Annotated in this window: 13 protein-coding genes; 10 read left to right on the forward strand and 3 right to left on the reverse strand. The window is 67.8% G+C overall.

Features of this window, described 5'->3' with window-relative positions; translation table 11 throughout:
• Positions 1-197: 197 nt before the first annotated feature.
• From gabT to ABIA65_RS12385, 5 genes are all read left to right on the forward strand, one after another.
• Positions 198-1550, forward strand: coding sequence for a 4-aminobutyrate--2-oxoglutarate transaminase (gabT, locus tag ABIA65_RS12365; protein WP_502919555.1), 1353 nt, complete (start codon positions 198-200; stop codon positions 1548-1550).
• Between the two features lie 47 nt (positions 1551-1597).
• Positions 1598-2791 (forward strand): acyl-CoA dehydrogenase family protein, encoded by a 1194-nt coding sequence (locus tag ABIA65_RS12370; RefSeq protein WP_241403045.1) that lies wholly within the window; start codon positions 1598-1600, stop codon positions 2789-2791.
• 33 nt (positions 2792-2824) lie between these two features.
• The gene (locus ABIA65_RS12375; protein ID WP_354523669.1) at positions 2825-4297 is read left to right on the forward strand and encodes an aldehyde dehydrogenase family protein; all 1473 of its coding nucleotides are present in this window, start codon (positions 2825-2827) and stop codon (positions 4295-4297) included.
• A complete protein-coding gene (locus ABIA65_RS12380) occupies positions 4294-5409 on the forward strand; it encodes a CaiB/BaiF CoA transferase family protein (RefSeq protein ID WP_354523671.1) in 1116 nt (371 codons plus the stop codon). The genes ABIA65_RS12375 and ABIA65_RS12380 overlap by 4 nt, the downstream gene beginning before the upstream one ends.
• 95 nt (positions 5410-5504) lie before the next feature.
• Positions 5505-7052, forward strand: coding sequence for a PucR family transcriptional regulator (locus ABIA65_RS12385; RefSeq protein ID WP_354523771.1), 1548 nt, complete (start codon positions 5505-5507; stop codon positions 7050-7052).
• A 12-nt stretch (positions 7053-7064) separates the two neighbouring features.
• On the opposite strand, the gene ABIA65_RS12390 is transcribed toward ABIA65_RS12385, so the two are convergent.
• From ABIA65_RS12390 to ABIA65_RS12400, 3 genes are read right to left on the reverse strand one after another with little or no spacing between them, the layout of a single operon-like run.
• The gene (locus ABIA65_RS12390; protein WP_354523672.1) at positions 7065-7220 is read right to left on the reverse strand and encodes a hypothetical protein; all 156 of its coding nucleotides are present in this window, start codon (positions 7218-7220) and stop codon (positions 7065-7067) included.
• Positions 7221-7261: 41 nt separating this feature from the next.
• The gene (locus ABIA65_RS12395; RefSeq protein ID WP_241403041.1) at positions 7262-7858 is read right to left on the reverse strand and encodes a carboxymuconolactone decarboxylase family protein; all 597 of its coding nucleotides are present in this window, start codon (positions 7856-7858) and stop codon (positions 7262-7264) included.
• 14 nt (positions 7859-7872) lie between these two features.
• Entirely contained in the window at positions 7873-8640 is a 768-nt protein-coding gene (locus ABIA65_RS12400; protein WP_241403040.1) for an acyl-[acyl-carrier-protein] thioesterase, read from the reverse strand.
• Positions 8641-8739: 99 nt separating this feature from the next.
• On the opposite strand from ABIA65_RS12400, the gene ABIA65_RS12405 reads away from it, so the two are divergent.
• The 5 genes from ABIA65_RS12405 to ABIA65_RS12425 all read left to right on the forward strand — a co-directional run bounded on the left by ABIA65_RS12405 (position 8740) and on the right by ABIA65_RS12425 (position 15160).
• Positions 8740-9507 carry a DeoR/GlpR family DNA-binding transcription regulator gene (locus ABIA65_RS12405; protein ID WP_241403039.1) on the forward strand — a complete coding sequence of 256 codons (768 nt, stop codon included), beginning with the start codon at positions 8740-8742 and terminating at the stop codon, positions 9505-9507.
• 61 nt (positions 9508-9568) lie between these two features.
• Positions 9569-11083 carry an amino acid permease gene (locus ABIA65_RS12410; protein ID WP_354523673.1) on the forward strand — a complete coding sequence of 505 codons (1515 nt, stop codon included), beginning with the start codon at positions 9569-9571 and terminating at the stop codon, positions 11081-11083.
• A complete protein-coding gene (locus ABIA65_RS12415) occupies positions 11080-12528 on the forward strand; it encodes an FGGY family carbohydrate kinase (RefSeq protein WP_241403037.1) in 1449 nt (482 codons plus the stop codon). The genes ABIA65_RS12410 and ABIA65_RS12415 overlap by 4 nt, the downstream gene beginning before the upstream one ends.
• Positions 12525-13919 (forward strand): NAD(P)/FAD-dependent oxidoreductase, encoded by a 1395-nt coding sequence (locus tag ABIA65_RS12420; protein WP_354523674.1) that lies wholly within the window; start codon positions 12525-12527, stop codon positions 13917-13919. The genes ABIA65_RS12415 and ABIA65_RS12420 overlap by 4 nt, the downstream gene beginning before the upstream one ends.
• Complete coding sequence (locus ABIA65_RS12425) at positions 13916-15160, forward strand: NAD(P)/FAD-dependent oxidoreductase (protein ID WP_354523675.1); 1245 nt, start codon at positions 13916-13918, stop codon at positions 15158-15160. Before ABIA65_RS12420 ends, ABIA65_RS12425 begins: the two co-directional genes overlap by 4 nt.
• Positions 15161-15211 lie beyond the last annotated feature (51 nt).

Consider the following 15211-nt stretch of genomic DNA (forward strand, 5'->3'; position numbering starts at 1 on the left):
TTCCGGCCGCTGCTTGGGCAGTCGATGCCGGCGATCGGCCCGGTGGCACCGCCGCCCGTCGCAGATAGCGCGCTCGATCGAGGCATCGCCGATATGGATATAGATAGCCTCGCAGTTGTCCAGTTCGGCCATAGGGCCGGGCGGTCGACGTTCCTACGCTGACCACACATCGACGTGAAGGGACGATCGGGATGACGATGATCGACACTGTGGTGGGTGGCCCCGGCCTCCGCCAGGAACGCAGGCTCATAACCGAGGTGCCCGGGCCGCGATCCCGCGAGCTGGCCGCACGACGCACCGCCGCACTGCCCGCCGGCCTGGCCAGCGGCGCAGGCGTGTACGCCGCGGCTGCCGGCGGTGGTGTCGTCGTCGACGTCGACGGGAACTCATTCATCGACCTCGGCAGCGGAATCGCCGTGACGACGGTCGGCAACGCCGCCCCCGCGGTCGTGTCACGCGCCGCCGCACAGCTGGCCCGCTACACCCACACGTGCTTCCTGGCGACGCCGTACGAGCCGTACATCGAGGTGGCCGAGGTCCTCAACCGAATCACCCCGGGCGACCACAAGAAGCGCACGGCATTGTTCAACACCGGCAGCGAGGCGCTCGAGAACGCCGTGAAGTACGCCCGCGCGTTCACCAAGCGGCCCGCCGTGGTGGTCTTCGACCACGCCTTCCACGGCCGCTCGCTGCTCACGATGACGATGACCGCCAAGAACCAGCCGTACAAGCACAGCTTCGGCCCGTTCGCTCCCGAGGTGTACCGAGCGCCGATGGCCTACCCCTACCGCTGGCCCTCGGGCCCGGACAACTGCGCGGCCGAGGCGTTCAGCCAGTTCGCACAACTCATCGACGCCCAGATCGGCGCCGATGCGGTCGCGTGCGTCGTGATCGAACCCATCCAGGGCGAGGGCGGTTTCATCGTGCCCGCCGACGGGTTCCTGCGCTCGGTCGCCGACTTCTGCCGCGACCGCGGCATAGTGCTCGTCGCCGACGAGGTGCAGACCGGGATCGCGCGCACCGGAACGTGGTTCGCCAGCGAGCACGACGGGATCGTGCCCGATCTGATCACCACCGCCAAGGGGTTGGCCGGCGGTATGCCGTTGGCCGCGGTCACCGGCCGCGCGGACATCATGGACGCCGCGCACGCCGGCGGCATCGGCGGCACCTACAGCGGCAACCCCGTCGCGTGCGCGGCCGCCCTCGGAGTGTTCGACGAGATCGACACCCACCACCTGCTCGACCGCGCCAAGGCCGTTGGCGAGATCCTGGTGCGCGAACTGCGCGCTATCGCCGCCACCACCGAGGTGATCGGCGAGATCCGCGGCCGCGGCGCGATGATCGCCGCCGAACTCGTCGTGCCCGGCGGAACATCCCCCAACCGGGACGCCGTCGCCGCGGTCACCCGGCACTGCCAGGACAACGGCGTATTGACCTTGACGGCAGGCACATTCGGCAACGTGCTGCGATTCCTGCCGCCACTGTCGATCACCGATGAGCTGCTCACCGAGGGCCTCGACGTCGTCCGCGACGCCTTCGCGCAACTCTGACCGCACCCCACCCGTACGCAGTACCTCGCACCCACCTGGAGCCACCCATGACCATCACCTCCGCCTCCCGTGCCGAGAAGACCTACACGCCGCTGGGGCTCTTCGACACCAACCGTCTGCTCGACGACGACGAACGCGACATCGCCGCCACCGTGCGCAAGTTCGTGGATTCGCGGCTGAAGCCCAATGTTGAGGGCTGGTTCGAATCCGCCACCCTGCCCAGGGAGTTGGCCAAGGAGTTCGGCGACCTCGGCGTTCTGGGCATGCACCTCGACGGCTACGGCTGCGCCGGAACCAATGCCGTCAGCTACGGCCTGGCGTGTCTGGAACTCGAAGCCGGCGACAGTGGCTTCCGCAGCTTCGTCTCGGTGCAGGGCTCGCTGTCGATGTTCTCCATCCACCGTTACGGCTCGGAGGAGCAGAAGAGCGAGTGGCTGCCCAAGCTGGCCGCAGGCGACGCGATCGGCTGCTTCGGCCTCACCGAGCCCGACTTCGGCTCCAATCCGGCCGGTATGCGCACCCGCGCCCGCCGCGACGGCAGCGACTGGGTGCTCAACGGCACCAAGATGTGGATCACCAACGGCAACCTCGCCGACGTGGCGACCGTGTGGGCCCAGACCGACGACGGTGTCCGGGGCTTCCTGGTACCCACGGACACACCCGGTTTCACCGCCAACGAGATCCACAAGAAGCTGTCGCTGCGCGCATCGGTGACCTCCGAGCTGGTGCTCGACAACGTCCGTCTGCCCGCCTCGGCCCAGCTGCCTCACGCGACCGGTCTGAGCGCACCGCTGTCGTGCCTCAACGAGGCCCGTTTCGGCATCGTGTTCGGTGCGCTGGGCGCGGCCCGCGACAGCCTGGAGACCACGATCGCCTACACCGGCACCCGCGACGTGTTCGACCGGCCTCTTTCCAGCTTTCAGCTGACCCAGGAGAAGCTCGCCAACATGACACTGGAACTGGGCAAGGGCATGCTGCTGGCGCTGCACCTGGGCCGCATCAAGGACGCCGAGGGCGTGCGCCCCGAGCAGGTCTCACTGGGCAAGCTCAACAACGTCCGCGAAGCGATCGCCATCGCCCGGGAATGCCGAACCCTGCTGGGCGGCAGCGGAATCACTTTGGAGTACTCTCCGCTTCGCCACGCCAACAACCTCGAATCTGTGCTGACCTACGAGGGCACCTCTGAGATGCACATGCTGTCCATCGGAAAGGCCCTCACCGGTCAAGCCGCTTTCCGCTGATCACCCTCTGCCGCAACCTGAATGGGAACAACCATGACTGTCTACACCCCCGTGGAACTGCAGCACCTGGTGGCCGGTGAGTGGATTTCGGGCACCGGCCAACAACTGCGAAGCCTCAACCCCGCCCGGCCTGAGATCATCGTGGCCCACGGGGGCGCGGCCACCGCGACCGACCTGGACACGGCGGTCACTGCCGCCACCGATGCCCTGCCCGGGTGGAGCGCGACACCGATCCACGAGCGTGGGGCGGTGCTGCTGGCGGCCGCCGACGTCATCGACCGCCACGCCGAGGACTGGGGGCTGGATCTGGCCACCGAGGAGGGCAAGACCAGGGCCGAGGGCGTCGGCGAAGTACGCCGCGCCGCCCAGATCCTGCGCTACTACGGCAACGAGGGCGATCGTCAGTCCGGCGAGATCTACTCCTCACCGCGACGCGGCGAGCAGATCCTGGTGACCCGCAAACCCGTCGGCGTGGTCGGTGTCATCACCCCGTTCAACTTTCCGATCGCGATCCCGGCCTGGAAGATCGCACCCGCCCTGGTCTACGGCAACACCGTGGTGTGGAAGCCGGCCAGCACGGTGCCCCTGCTGGCGACGCACCTCGCGCGTGCGCTCAGCGCCGCGGGACTGCCCGCGGGTGTGCTCAACCTGCTGATCGGCGGTTCGGATCTCGGCGACGGTATCGTCAATCACTCTGGCGTCGATGCCATCACCTTCACCGGCTCCACCGGGATCGGCCGGCGCATCGCCGCCGCGGCGGCCGCGCGCGGGGTGCCGGCGCAGTGCGAGATGGGCGGCAAGAACGCCGCCATCGTCCTCGACGACGCCGACGCTGATCTCGCCCTCGAACAGGTGATGCTCGGCGCGTTCCGTTCCACTGGCCAAAAGTGCACCGCCACATCGCGATTGATCCTCACCGACGGCATCGCGGATCGCTTCCTGGACGCACTGACCAGCAAGACCCGCGCACTCATCGTGGGTGACCCGACCGACGATTCCACCCAGATGGGACCGGTGGTCAACGATTCGGCGCACAAGTCCATCAGCACCGGCATCGCCACCGCGACCAGCCAGGGTGCCTCGCTGCTGACCGGCGGGTCAGTGGATCTGGACGGGCAGCTGGCCGGCGGCTACTTCATCTCCCCCACTGTTGTGGAACTCACCGGACCGCCGGCCGACATATGGACAGACGAACTGTTCGGCCCCGTCTTGGCCGTGCGACGCGCCGCCGACGATGACGAGGCGTTCGCGTTGGCCAACGACAGCGAGTTCGGCCTGTCGGCAGCCGTGTTCACCCAGGACCTGACTCGCGCCATGCGGGCCATCGACACCATCGACGTCGGGGTGCTGCACGTCAACTCCGAATCCGCCGGTGCCGACCCCCATGTGCCGTTCGGCGGCGCTAAGAAGAGCGGTCTGGGCCCCAAGGAGCAGGGCGGCGCCGCACGCGAGTTCTTCACCCACACCACCACGGTGTACCTGCGCGGCGGAATGGCACGTCCATGAGTGCCGCACTCGACGGGATTGTCGTCGTCGACTTCAGCCGCGTGCTCGCGGGACCGTACGCCACCATGATGCTGGGCGACTTCGGCGCCGATGTCATCAAGATCGAACGCCCTGGGGTCGGCGACGACACCCGCGAGTGGGGACCACCGTATGACTCCGACGGGGTGGCCACCTACTTCAATGCCGTCAACCGCAACAAGCGTTCAGTGGTGCTCGACCTCACCGACCCCGAAGACGTCGCCCGCGCCCGCGACCTGGTGGCCGGCGCCGACATCGTCGTGGAGAACTTCCGTCCCGGCACCATGGAGAGGCTCGGCCTGGGCTACGACACCCTGAGCGCTCTGCGCCCAAACCTGATCTACTGCGCCATAACTGGTTTCGGCCGCGATGGCGGTGCCGACCTACCCGGCTACGACCTGCTCGTTCAAGCGGTCGGCGGGCTGATGAGCATGACCGGCCCCGGCCCCGGCGAACCCACCAAGGTGGGTGTCGCCCTCGTCGACGTGCTCGCCGGCGTGCACGCACTGAGCGGCATCCTGCTCGCCCTGGCACACCGCGACCGCACCGGCGAAGGACAGCGAATCGACACCGATCTGCTGTCAGTACTGCTGTCCTCCTTGGTCAATCAGGCCTCGGGCTACCTCGGCGCGGCTGCCACGCCCGCCATCATGGGCAATCGGCACCCCAGTATCGCGCCGTACCAGACGTTCTCAACGGCGGACAGGCCCATCGCGTTGGCCGTCGGCAACGACAAGCAGTTCGCGCTGCTGGCCCGCGCCCTAGAGCTGGACTGGCTCATCGAGGATGATCGGTTCAGCTCCAACGCGCTGCGCGTGCGCCACCGCGACGCGCTCATCGACATCCTCACCACCACGCTGAAAAGCCAAGGCGCCGACCACTGGTACGCGCTACTGTCCGGTGTCGGCGTGCCGGCGGGCCCCATCAACGACATCGCCGAGGCATTCGCCTTCGCCGAGAAGCTCGGGCTGGCCCCCACCGTGGCCGTGCCCGGCAGTCACACACCACAGGTCGCCAACCCAATCTCGATGTCCCGCACACCGCCCACCTACCGCAGCGCCCCACCCAGACTGGGTGGTGACGCCCAGAGATGACAGCACCGATCACCGCATGCGATTAGCATCAGAACGGTGTTGGTGAATCTCACGCGACTCGTCTCCTCGCATCGCCTCTAGGCTGTGCCGTGACGATGACCGTGCGCCGCCTGGTGCAACACCCCGATCTTGGGCTGACACTGGTCGCTGGCCGAGAGAACACCGACCGCACCATCGTCTGGGCACATGCCATCGAACTCGCCGACCCCACGCCCTATCTCTCGGGTGGCGAACTCGTCATGACGACGGGCATGAACGTCGGCACGACAGATCTCGAGCAGCACGACTACCTCGCCCGCCTCTCGGCGGCCGGTGTCGCGGCGCTGGCCTTCGACACCGGGACGAGCTTCGCCGAGGTGCCGGCAGGGATCATCGTCGCGGGTGACGCGCTCGGAATGCCCGTGATCGCAGTGCCCGCACGCACTCCGTTCATCGCCATCACACGGGCGGTCATCGACGAGGTCACCGCCGATCAACTCCGATCCGTCCAACGCATCGTTGACCAGCAGGAGGTGATGGCACGCGAGGCCCTCAAGAACGGGATACCGGGGGTGGTCAGCGCGCTCAGCACATCCCTGTCGGCCACCGTCATAGTCCTGGCCACTGACGCCAGCACCCTAGCGGCCGCCGGGCCCGACAGCAGCCGTGTGGCGCATCTCTGCAGCCAGCACCTGCAGCGCCCCCCGACACGCACCACCCGCGACCAGGCCAGCCGCGTGTTCGCCGATGACGTCGGATACTGCACGCTGCAGGCCCTACGGGCGACACCGACGCTGCGCGGTCACCTCGCAGTCAGACGCGACGCCCCGCTGTCGCCGCTCGACAGATTGCTCGTCGCGCACGCCGTGTCCCTGATCTCGATCGAAATGGACAAACCCGCAAAGGTTCTCGACGCCGAGCACCGGCTCCGCGCCGCCGTGGCCCAAGCGGTGCTCGCACAGGATGCCATCATCGACCCGGGGCTCCTGCGGTACTTCGGGTTCGACCCGGAACAGTCGGCCGTTGTCGTCGCGCTGAGCAACACCGGGCCGGCACTCGCCGCCGAGAGACACACCCAGGACGTCCTTGGCACCCTCGCGACCCCCTACCTGATGGCCTCGCGGGCTGACGAGATCAACCTCGTCCTGCCCGCCGATAACAGCACTGCCGCCAACGACATTCATCAGGCCCTGGGCACCCGGCTGCAGAGGCGGCTCGGCGGGGGTGTGAGCCTGCCGGGCACGTTCGGCAATCTGGGCCAGGGCCTGCGCCAGGCACAGGCGGCAATGCGTAGCGGCCCCGACGAGGATCGGGTCAGAAGCTTCGCAGAACTCGGTGTCTTCAGCGTCATCCTCGGCAACCGGACCAGTGCCGAACTCGAACTCATGGCCCGACAACTCGAACCGCTCGACGAGCACGACCGAGCCGAGAACTCACCCGAGATCGGTCTGATCGACACGCTCGAGGCATACCTGCACGCAAACGGGCACATCGAAAGCGCTGCCGCCGCAATAGGTATCCATCGCCACACCATGCGCAATCGCCTCGCGAGGATCCGCGAGATCACCAACTGCTCCCTGGAGTCCGCAGACTCCCGCGCCGAGATGTGGTTGGCGATCAAGGCACGAGAACTGCTGTCAATGGGTGCGCCGAACGAGCGCTAGATCTGACTGACGCTAGGTCTCGTCGGCGATACCGTGTCGATCCTGGTGCCGAGCCGGCGCATCCGGGTCGTCATTCTGGTGTTCCAGCTGATCCTGAAGCTCGCGCTGCTCCTCGGTCGCCTTGGTGGCGTCCCTTGGCGTCGGCGGCGGGGTGCGCTGTTGTTCCACCGTCGCAGAGTGGCCGCAAACGAGCCCCTCCAAACCCCGGCTCAGAACAACTCGTCGTAGCGCTGCATCAGCTCGTTGATATCGCCGTCGATCTCGACCTCCAACGAGGCGAAGACGCGGGCCAGCGTCTCGTAGGTGCCGACGGTGCAGATCAGGTCCAGCACCTGCTTGACGTCGAGTTCGGCGGTCAGCGTCTCCCACGTCGATGCGCTGATGCCGCCGTCGGCGATGAGCTCGTCGACGGCACGCAGCATCGCGGCGTCCAACTCACTCCAGAACGGCGCGTCCGGACCGTAGGCGATGCGGCCGATCTCCTCATCGGTGAGTCCGACGTCGCGGCCCACGAAGACGTGCTGCGCCCACTCGTAGCCCGACTTGCGCACCGCGGCCACCCGAAGGACGAGGAGTTCACGCTGCCGCTCGGACAGCGTGGTCGCCATCAAGACGTGTCCGTTGAGGGTGAAGTACGCCTGCGCCAGCTCGGGGTGATGAGCCCAGGTGCCCAGCACATTGAGGCCCTTGGGGCGATTCTCGGTGGACATCGGGGCGTACCGCGCGTTGGTCGGACGCAGTGCCGCCAGGGCCGTGCGGAACTCCTTGGGCCATTCCTTCGGTGACAGGGGCGAGATGCGTGGCATCTGAACAGTGTCGTCTACAGCCTGCACACCAGCGCGGCCGCCTTCACGACCCCGCTCGCGAGGAACCACATGTGCAGCGCGTCACCGCGACGCTCGTGCGCGATGACGACCGTCTCGTCGAGTTTGATCGGCTTGCGGTACTCCACGACGGCGCGGTAGGGCGTGGTCGCCAGGTCGGGCTCGCGGGCGAGCACTTCGTGAACGCCATGCCAGTACGCGGCATTGGTGACGTGTTCGAAGAGGTCGATATCGGTGTAGCGCAACGGAAACGGGGTTGTCTGGGCGTCGTCGGGCACGGCCCCCGGCAACCAGGGGCGCCACTGCAGCCGGTGCACGTCGGTGGTGCTGGCGAACAGGTCGAAGACCTCATCGCTGACCCGCGATGGCGTCAGGGTGTCCTTGTTCATGAGGATCCAGAACCCCTCGGTCTCGATGCGGCCGCCGTCGGAGCCGTCGAGGCGCACGCGCATCGTGCACCAGCGCGGGGACAGTGCCGAACACCAGCGGCGGAACGTGATATCGCTGGGCAGGCCGATCGGTGCGATGACGTCGATGACCGTGCGCTGCACGATCCAGTGCGGGTGGGCCTCGGCGGCGCCCGCATCGGCGAGGTGTTCGGCGCCCACCTCCTGGATGTAGCGCGCCACGCCGTCGAGCCGGGCGTTGAGGTGGCTGTCGATATCGCTGGTCAGCAGCTTCCACGCCGTCGAGTAGACGTAGCCGCTGTCGGGCAGATCGCGCAGCGGCGCCCGCAGGTCCACGGGGGGCTTCGTCGGTGACACGCGAATGACGGTACCGAGCCCTCCCATTTGACGAAGGGTGGTCGCTGTCACACAATGGCAGTCATAAACGGTCATTAATCCACACAGAGAGGCACGCGAGTGCTCCCAGCAGCCCGGCACGACGCCATCGTCGACCTGGTCAACGGTGCTCAGACAGTGAGCACCGATGAGCTGGTCACCCGGCTCGGGGTGTCGGCCGAGACCGTGCGCCGTGATCTCGCGCTACTCGAGGAACGCGGCGCGATCAGGCGAGTGCACGGCGGCGCGGCGACCGTGCTGAGACGCCGCAGCGGCGAGGAGGCGTCGTTCTCCGAACGCACCCTGACCCGCCATCAGGCCAAAACCGATCTCGCCCGCGTCGCGGCCGGGCTGATCGAACCGGGCCAGACCGTCATCATCGACATCGGAACCACGGCGGTGGAGGTGGCCCGCGCCATCCCGGCCTCATTCCGCGGCACCGTCGCAACCCCGTCACTGCGGGTCGCGATCGAACTCGCCGGGCGGCCCGGCGTCGATGTCCTGGTCTCCGGCGGAAGGGTGCGGGCCGGGGATCTCGCCTGTGCGAACGCCCATGCGGCAGCGCTGTTCTCCGATATCTACGCCGATATCGCGTTCATCGGATCCGGTGGGGTTGACGCCGATGCCGGCCTCACCGACTACCACCTCGACGAGGTCGCCGTGCGGCACATCATCATCGCCAACAGCGCCACCACCTACGTGCTGGCCGATTCGTCAAAGCTCGACCGCATCGCCCCGCACCGCGTGTGCGATCTGGGTTCGATCAGCGGCGTCATCACCGAAGTCAGCAGTTCCGCGGCCGTTGCAGCGGCCGTACAGGAAGCGGGAGGTGTCGTCCTGTCAGCGTGACCGGAAGCGCCGATATGCCCAGCGAACTCGCACAGTCAACACCAGTCAGAAAGCACGATCCATGAAACCTGATTCCACATCGGGCGCCGCGCCGTCCGTCTCTCAATTCGGCTACACCGAGACCCTCGAGCGATCCACCGGCCGGTTCGCATCGTTCGCCGTCGCGTTCGCGTTCGTGTCGATCGCGACGGGCATCTTCACCACCTACGGCAGCGTGCTCAACACGTCGGGCCCGATGGGCATCTGGACCTGGCCGATCGTGGTCATCGGCCAGCTGGCGGTCGCACTGCTGCTGGGCGCACTCGCGGCACGCATCCCCGTCACCGGCTACGCCTACCAGTGGGTGTCGCGGCTGGCCAACCCGGTCCTGGGCTGGATCACCGGCTGGATCTCGTTCACCTTCCTGGCCATCGTGGTGAGCGCCGTCGACTACACCGTCGCCTCCACGGTGCTGCCCGCTCTGTTCTCCTTCGAGGGCACACCGGCCACCGCGTTCCTCATCACGGCCGGCGTCATCGTGCTGCAGGCGCTGCTGATCGGGCTGTCCACCAAGTGGACCGAGCGGGTCAACAACTTCGCGGTCACCGCCGAGCTCATCGGCATGGTGGCACTCGTCGCGCTGCTGCTCATCGTCGGCGTGATCGCCCGCAAGCTCAGTGTCGACAACCTCTTCTCGACAGGCGCAGTCCCCACCGAGAACTACTGGAGCTTCGGCGAGGCGACCGCGGCAGGCCCGTGGATGCTCGCATTCCTGTTGGGCGCCTTCACCATCGTGGGCTTCGAGTCCGCGGCCAACCTCGCCGAGGAGACCAAGCGTCCCGAGATCGTGGTGCCGCGCGCTATGTGGCAGGCCGTGCTGGCATCCGGCGTGCTGGGCTTCCTGTTCCTGCTGGCGGTCACCGCAGCCGTGAACGATCCCATCGCGCTCGCCCAGTCGGGCACGCCCGTCGCCGACGTCATTCAGGACGTGCTCGGCTCGTTTGTCGGCACCGCCCTGCTGGTTCTGGTGTCCATCGCGATCTTCGCCTGCGGTCTGGTGATCCTGCTGACCGGTGTCCGGCTGGTCTGGGCCATGTCCCGCGACCAACGGTTCCCCGGTTGGCAAGCGCTGCACAAGGTCTCGCCGCGCACCAAGACGCCGCTCACCGCGACCATCGTGATGACGCTGATCGCCCTTGTCATCCTCGGCCTGTTCTCCACCAGCACCGATGCGCTGTTCAAGTTGTTCGGTGCGGCCACGCTGCTGCCGGCGATCATCTACACCATCACCGTCACGCTCTACATCGCCAAGCGGCGCAAGCTGCCGACCAGCGCGGGATTCAACCTCGGCCGCTGGGAGCTGCCGATCATCGTCGTCGCGGTGGTCTGGCTGGTGTTCGAACTCTCGTTGTTCCGTGACGCCTCGTTCCGGGACGCGTGGATCTACGTGGCGATCATGGTCTCCATCGGTGCGTGCTATCTGGCCTACCTGCTGGCGACCCGCGGTCGTGACGGGCTGCGGATGCCGGCGATGACGTCCATCGACGCCGAACTCGACCAGGTTGCGGAGACCGACGGGAAAGCTCCCACCCCATGACCGTGCTGGCCATCGATCAGGGCACATCCGGCACCAAGGCCATCGTCGTGGACCCCGAACACGGGGTCTGCGGCGTGGCCGAGGTGCCGGTCCACCCGCGCTACCTCGAAGGCGGTGGAGTCGAACAGGACCCGGCTGAGCTGCTCGACTCCGTCCTGACCGCTGGCCGCGACGCCGTGGCCCGCGCGGGCCGTCGGATCGATGCGGTGTCACTGGCCAACCAGGGCGAGACCGTCCTGGCGTGGGACCGCGCCACCGGGCAACCGCTGACGCAGGCCATCGTGTGGCAGGACCGCCGCGCCGAGGCTCTGTGCACCGAGATGGCCGAACACGCCGAGGAATTCGCGGCCCGCACCGGACTGGTTCTCGACCCGTACTTCTCGGCGCCCAAAATGGCGTGGCTGCGCCGCAACGTCGAGACCGCGGGCGTGGTCACCACGTCCGACACCTGGCTACTGCACCAGCTCACGGGTGAGTTCGTCACGGACGCCACCACCGCCAGCCGATCGCTGGTGACCGATCTCGGTGCGACCGGGTGGAGCCGGGAACTGCTGGCGCTCTTCGGCCTCGAGGACGAGGTCATGCCCGACATCGTCGCCAACGACGTCCTCATCGGCACGACATCGGCCTTCGGTGCCGAGGTGCCCGTCGGTGGCCTGGTCGTCGATCAGCAGGCCGCGCTGCTCGCCGAGTCCTGCTTCGAGGCCGGAATGGCCAAGTGCACCTTCGGCACCGGCGCGTTCCTGCTGGCCAATACCGGATCGACGGCCGTGCGGTCCCGGTCCGGGCTGACCACGTCGGTGGCCTGGCGGATCGCGGGCCAGGACACGTTCTGCGTCGACGGCCAGGTGTACACCGCGGCCTCGGCCGTGCGCTGGCTGGCCAGCCTGGGCGTCATCAGCGGCGCCGAGGAACTCGACGTCGTCGCCGCGTCCGACGCCAAGGGTGTGTTGTGTGTGCCGGCCCTCGCGGGTCTGGCAGCGCCGTGGTGGGAATCCAGTGCGACGGCAACGATCTCCGGGATGACACTGTCCACCGACCGTGGGCACCTGGCGCTGGCCCTGCTGCAGGGCATCGCGGCGCAGATCGGCGAGCTGGTCTCGGCGATCCAGGCCGACACCACCACCCAGCTCAACCGACTCCGCGCCGACGGCGGACTCACCCAGTCCAGGGTGCTGATGCAGGCCGTCGCCGACGTCCTGCAGGTGCCCGTCGACGTCTACCCGTCACCCCACGCGACAGCCCTCGGCGCCGCCGCGCTGGCCGACCTCAGCCTGAATCCGGCCAAGGGCATCCGCGGTGTCGTACCGGACTGGACGCCCGCGTCCAGCTACGAACCCACGTGGTCCGCCACCCGCGCAGCCGAATTCCGTTCGGCCTGGCGCGAACTGGCCGACACCACATACGCGTCCGGGACGGACGTCGCATTTGAAAGGAAATCGTGACAACCCCCTATGACGTTGCCGTCATCGGCGCGGGCATCGTCGGATCGGCGATCGCCCGCGAACTGAGCGGCCACGACCTGTCGGTCGCACTTCTCGAGGCGCGTGACGACGTCGGAGACGGCACCAGCAAGGCCAACACCGCGATCCTGCACACCGGCTTCGACGCCAAACCAGGCACGCTGGAGTCGGCGATGGTCAGCCGCGGCTATCGACTGCTGTCCGAGTACGCACGACACACCGGGATCCCCGTCGAACGCACAGGTGCCGTCCTCGTCGCATGGGACGCCGAACAGCTCGACGCGCTGCCGTCACTGCAGCAGAAGGCGCAGGACAACGGCTACGCCGAATGCGAGATCATCGACGCCGCCGCGGTTTACGCGCAGGTGCCCGATCTCGGCAAGGGCGTCCTGGGCGGTCTCACCGTGCCCGATGAGTCGATCATCTGCACCTGGACGGTCAACCTGGCCCTGGCCACTGACGCGGTCAACCGCGGCACGACGCTGCTGAGGAACCATCGGGTGGAGCGCGTCGACACCGACGCCGACACGACCACGCTGCACACCAATGCGGGCGAGGTCACCGCGCGGTGGGTTATCAACGCCGCGGGCCTGGGTGCCGATGTCATCGACGCCCTGTTCGGCCACGCCCGGTTCACGGTGACCCCGCGCCGCGGCGAACTCATCGTGTACGACAAGCTCGCGCGACCTCTGGTGAACAAGATCGTGCTGCCCGTGCCGAGCGCACGCGGTAAGGGTGTGCTGGTGAGCCCCACCATCTACGGCAACGTCATGCTCGGCCCCACATCGGAGGATCTGCAGGATCGCTCGGCGACGGGAACCTCGGAGGCCGGGCTCGACTTCCTGCTGGAGAAGGGTCGGGCCCTGATGCCGCGCCTGCTCGACGAGGAGGTCACCGCCACCTACGCGGGGCTGCGCGCGGCCATCGACCACGGCGACTACCTGATCGAAACCGATGTCGCACAACGCTATCTACTCGTCGGCGGTATCCGCTCGACGGGTCTGACAGCCGGTATGGCGATCGCCGAGCACGTTCGCGACATGGTCCGCGACGCCGGTGTCACCCTCGTCGCGAGGAAATCCCTGCCACCACCGCCTCGGATGCCCAACCTCGGCGAGGCCTTCACCCGGCCGTACGAGGACACCGAACGCATCGCCGAGGATCCCGAGTACGGGACCATCGTGTGCTTCTGCGAACGCGTCACCGCGGGCGAACTGCGCGACGCGTGCTGCTCGACCATCCCGCCGGCGGGCCTCGACGGTCTGCGCCGGCGCACCCGCGTGATGAACGGCCGATGCCAGGGCTTCTTCTGCGGCGCGGAGGTCCAGACCTACCTCGACGCGATCGAGCTCGTGCAGGGGGTGCACCGATGAACGTCATCACCACGGACGTCGCCATTGTCGGCGGTGGTCCCGCGGGCCTGACGGCCGCCGCGGAACTCGCGTCCGCCGGAGATCTGAACGTCACCGTCCTGGAACGGGAGTCGGCCGCCGGGGGCATCCCCCGCCACAGCGACCACCCGGGCTATGGCATGCGCGACATGAGGACGTTCATCTCCGGACCGACCTATGCCCGCCGCCTTGTCGAGAGGGCTGTGGCCGCCGGTGTCGACATCCACACCAGATCGATGGTCACAGGCTGGAACGGCGACACGTCGTTGGAGGTCACGGCACCCGAGGGTCGTCGGCGCATCGACGCGCGTGCCGTCATCCTCGCCACCGGCGCGCGTGAGCGGCCGCGACCCGCACGCATGATCCCGGGCGATCGGTGTGCGGGTGTCTACACCACCGGACACCTGCAGAACCTCGTCCACCTGCAACACCGCACGGTCGGAAGACGCGCCGTGGTGGTCGGAGCCGAGCTGGTCAGCTACTCCGCGGTTCTCACGCTCAAGCACGTCGGCTGCGAGACGGTCCTGATGACGACGCCGTATCCGTCACCGGAGTCCTACGCCGTGTTCAACGTCGCCGGCCGAACCCCGTTGCTCGGCGCCCACGTCGCCACCCGCACGCGGGTGACACGCATCATCGGCAAGCCCACGTTGGCCGCCGTCGAGGTGGAGAACATCGACACCGGGCAGCGTCGCATAGTCGAGTGCGACACCCTGGTACTGACGGGGGACTGGATTCCCGACCATGAGCTCGCCCGCAGCGCCGGGCTGGATATGGATACGGGAACCCTTGGCCCCCTGACCGATCCCGCGATGCGGACCAGCCGACCAGGCGTCTTCGCGGTCGGCAACCTACTGCACCCGGTCGACACCGCCGATATCGCGGCACTCGACGGACGGCACGTCGCCGGGCCCGTCCGCGACTACCTGCGCGGTTCCCGTGGGCCCGCGGACGGTGTGCGGCTTCGGGTCGACGCGCCGCTGCGGTGGATCTCGCCCGGCATCATCTGTCCGGGTGACGGCCCTCCACCGCGCCATCGGCTGCTGACCTGGACCGACACCCTGGTGCGCGTGCCACGGGTGGTCGCGCGTCAGGACGGCCGGGTCGTCGGGCGGCGGACGCTGCCCTGGCCGGCCTCGCCGGGACGGGTGTTCCGGGTGCCCTCAAGCATTCTCGATGGTGTCGATCCCCGCGGAGGCGAGGTCACCGTGTCATTGCGGTGAAAAGTCACTGCGGTGATTCCGTTGACACTTTACGTTACGGCATGTAACGCT

Origin of the sequence: Mycolicibacterium sp. 624, assembly GCF_040548615.1 — a bacterium.
Taxonomy (GTDB): Bacteria; Actinomycetota; Actinomycetes; order Mycobacteriales; family Mycobacteriaceae; genus Mycobacterium.

Coding starts and splice junctions, on each gene's coding strand:
- gabT (WP_502919555.1), top strand. CDS start 198: ATGATCGACACTGTGGTGGGTGGCCCCGGCCTCCGCCAGGAACGCAGG.
- ABIA65_RS12370 (WP_241403045.1), top strand. CDS start 1,598: ATGACCATCACCTCCGCCTCCCGTGCCGAGAAGACCTACACGCCGCTG.
- ABIA65_RS12375 (WP_354523669.1), top strand. CDS start 2,825: ATGACTGTCTACACCCCCGTGGAACTGCAGCACCTGGTGGCCGGTGAG.
- ABIA65_RS12385 (WP_354523771.1), top strand. CDS start 5,505: ATGACCGTGCGCCGCCTGGTGCAACACCCCGATCTTGGGCTGACACTG.
- ABIA65_RS12380 (WP_354523671.1), top strand. CDS start 4,294: ATGAGTGCCGCACTCGACGGGATTGTCGTCGTCGACTTCAGCCGCGTG.
- ABIA65_RS12410 (WP_354523673.1), top strand. CDS start 9,569: ATGAAACCTGATTCCACATCGGGCGCCGCGCCGTCCGTCTCTCAATTC.
- ABIA65_RS12395 (WP_241403041.1), bottom strand. CDS start 7,858: ATGCCACGCATCTCGCCCCTGTCACCGAAGGAATGGCCCAAGGAGTTC.
- ABIA65_RS12415 (WP_241403037.1), top strand. CDS start 11,080: ATGACCGTGCTGGCCATCGATCAGGGCACATCCGGCACCAAGGCCATC.
- ABIA65_RS12425 (WP_354523675.1), top strand. CDS start 13,916: ATGAACGTCATCACCACGGACGTCGCCATTGTCGGCGGTGGTCCCGCG.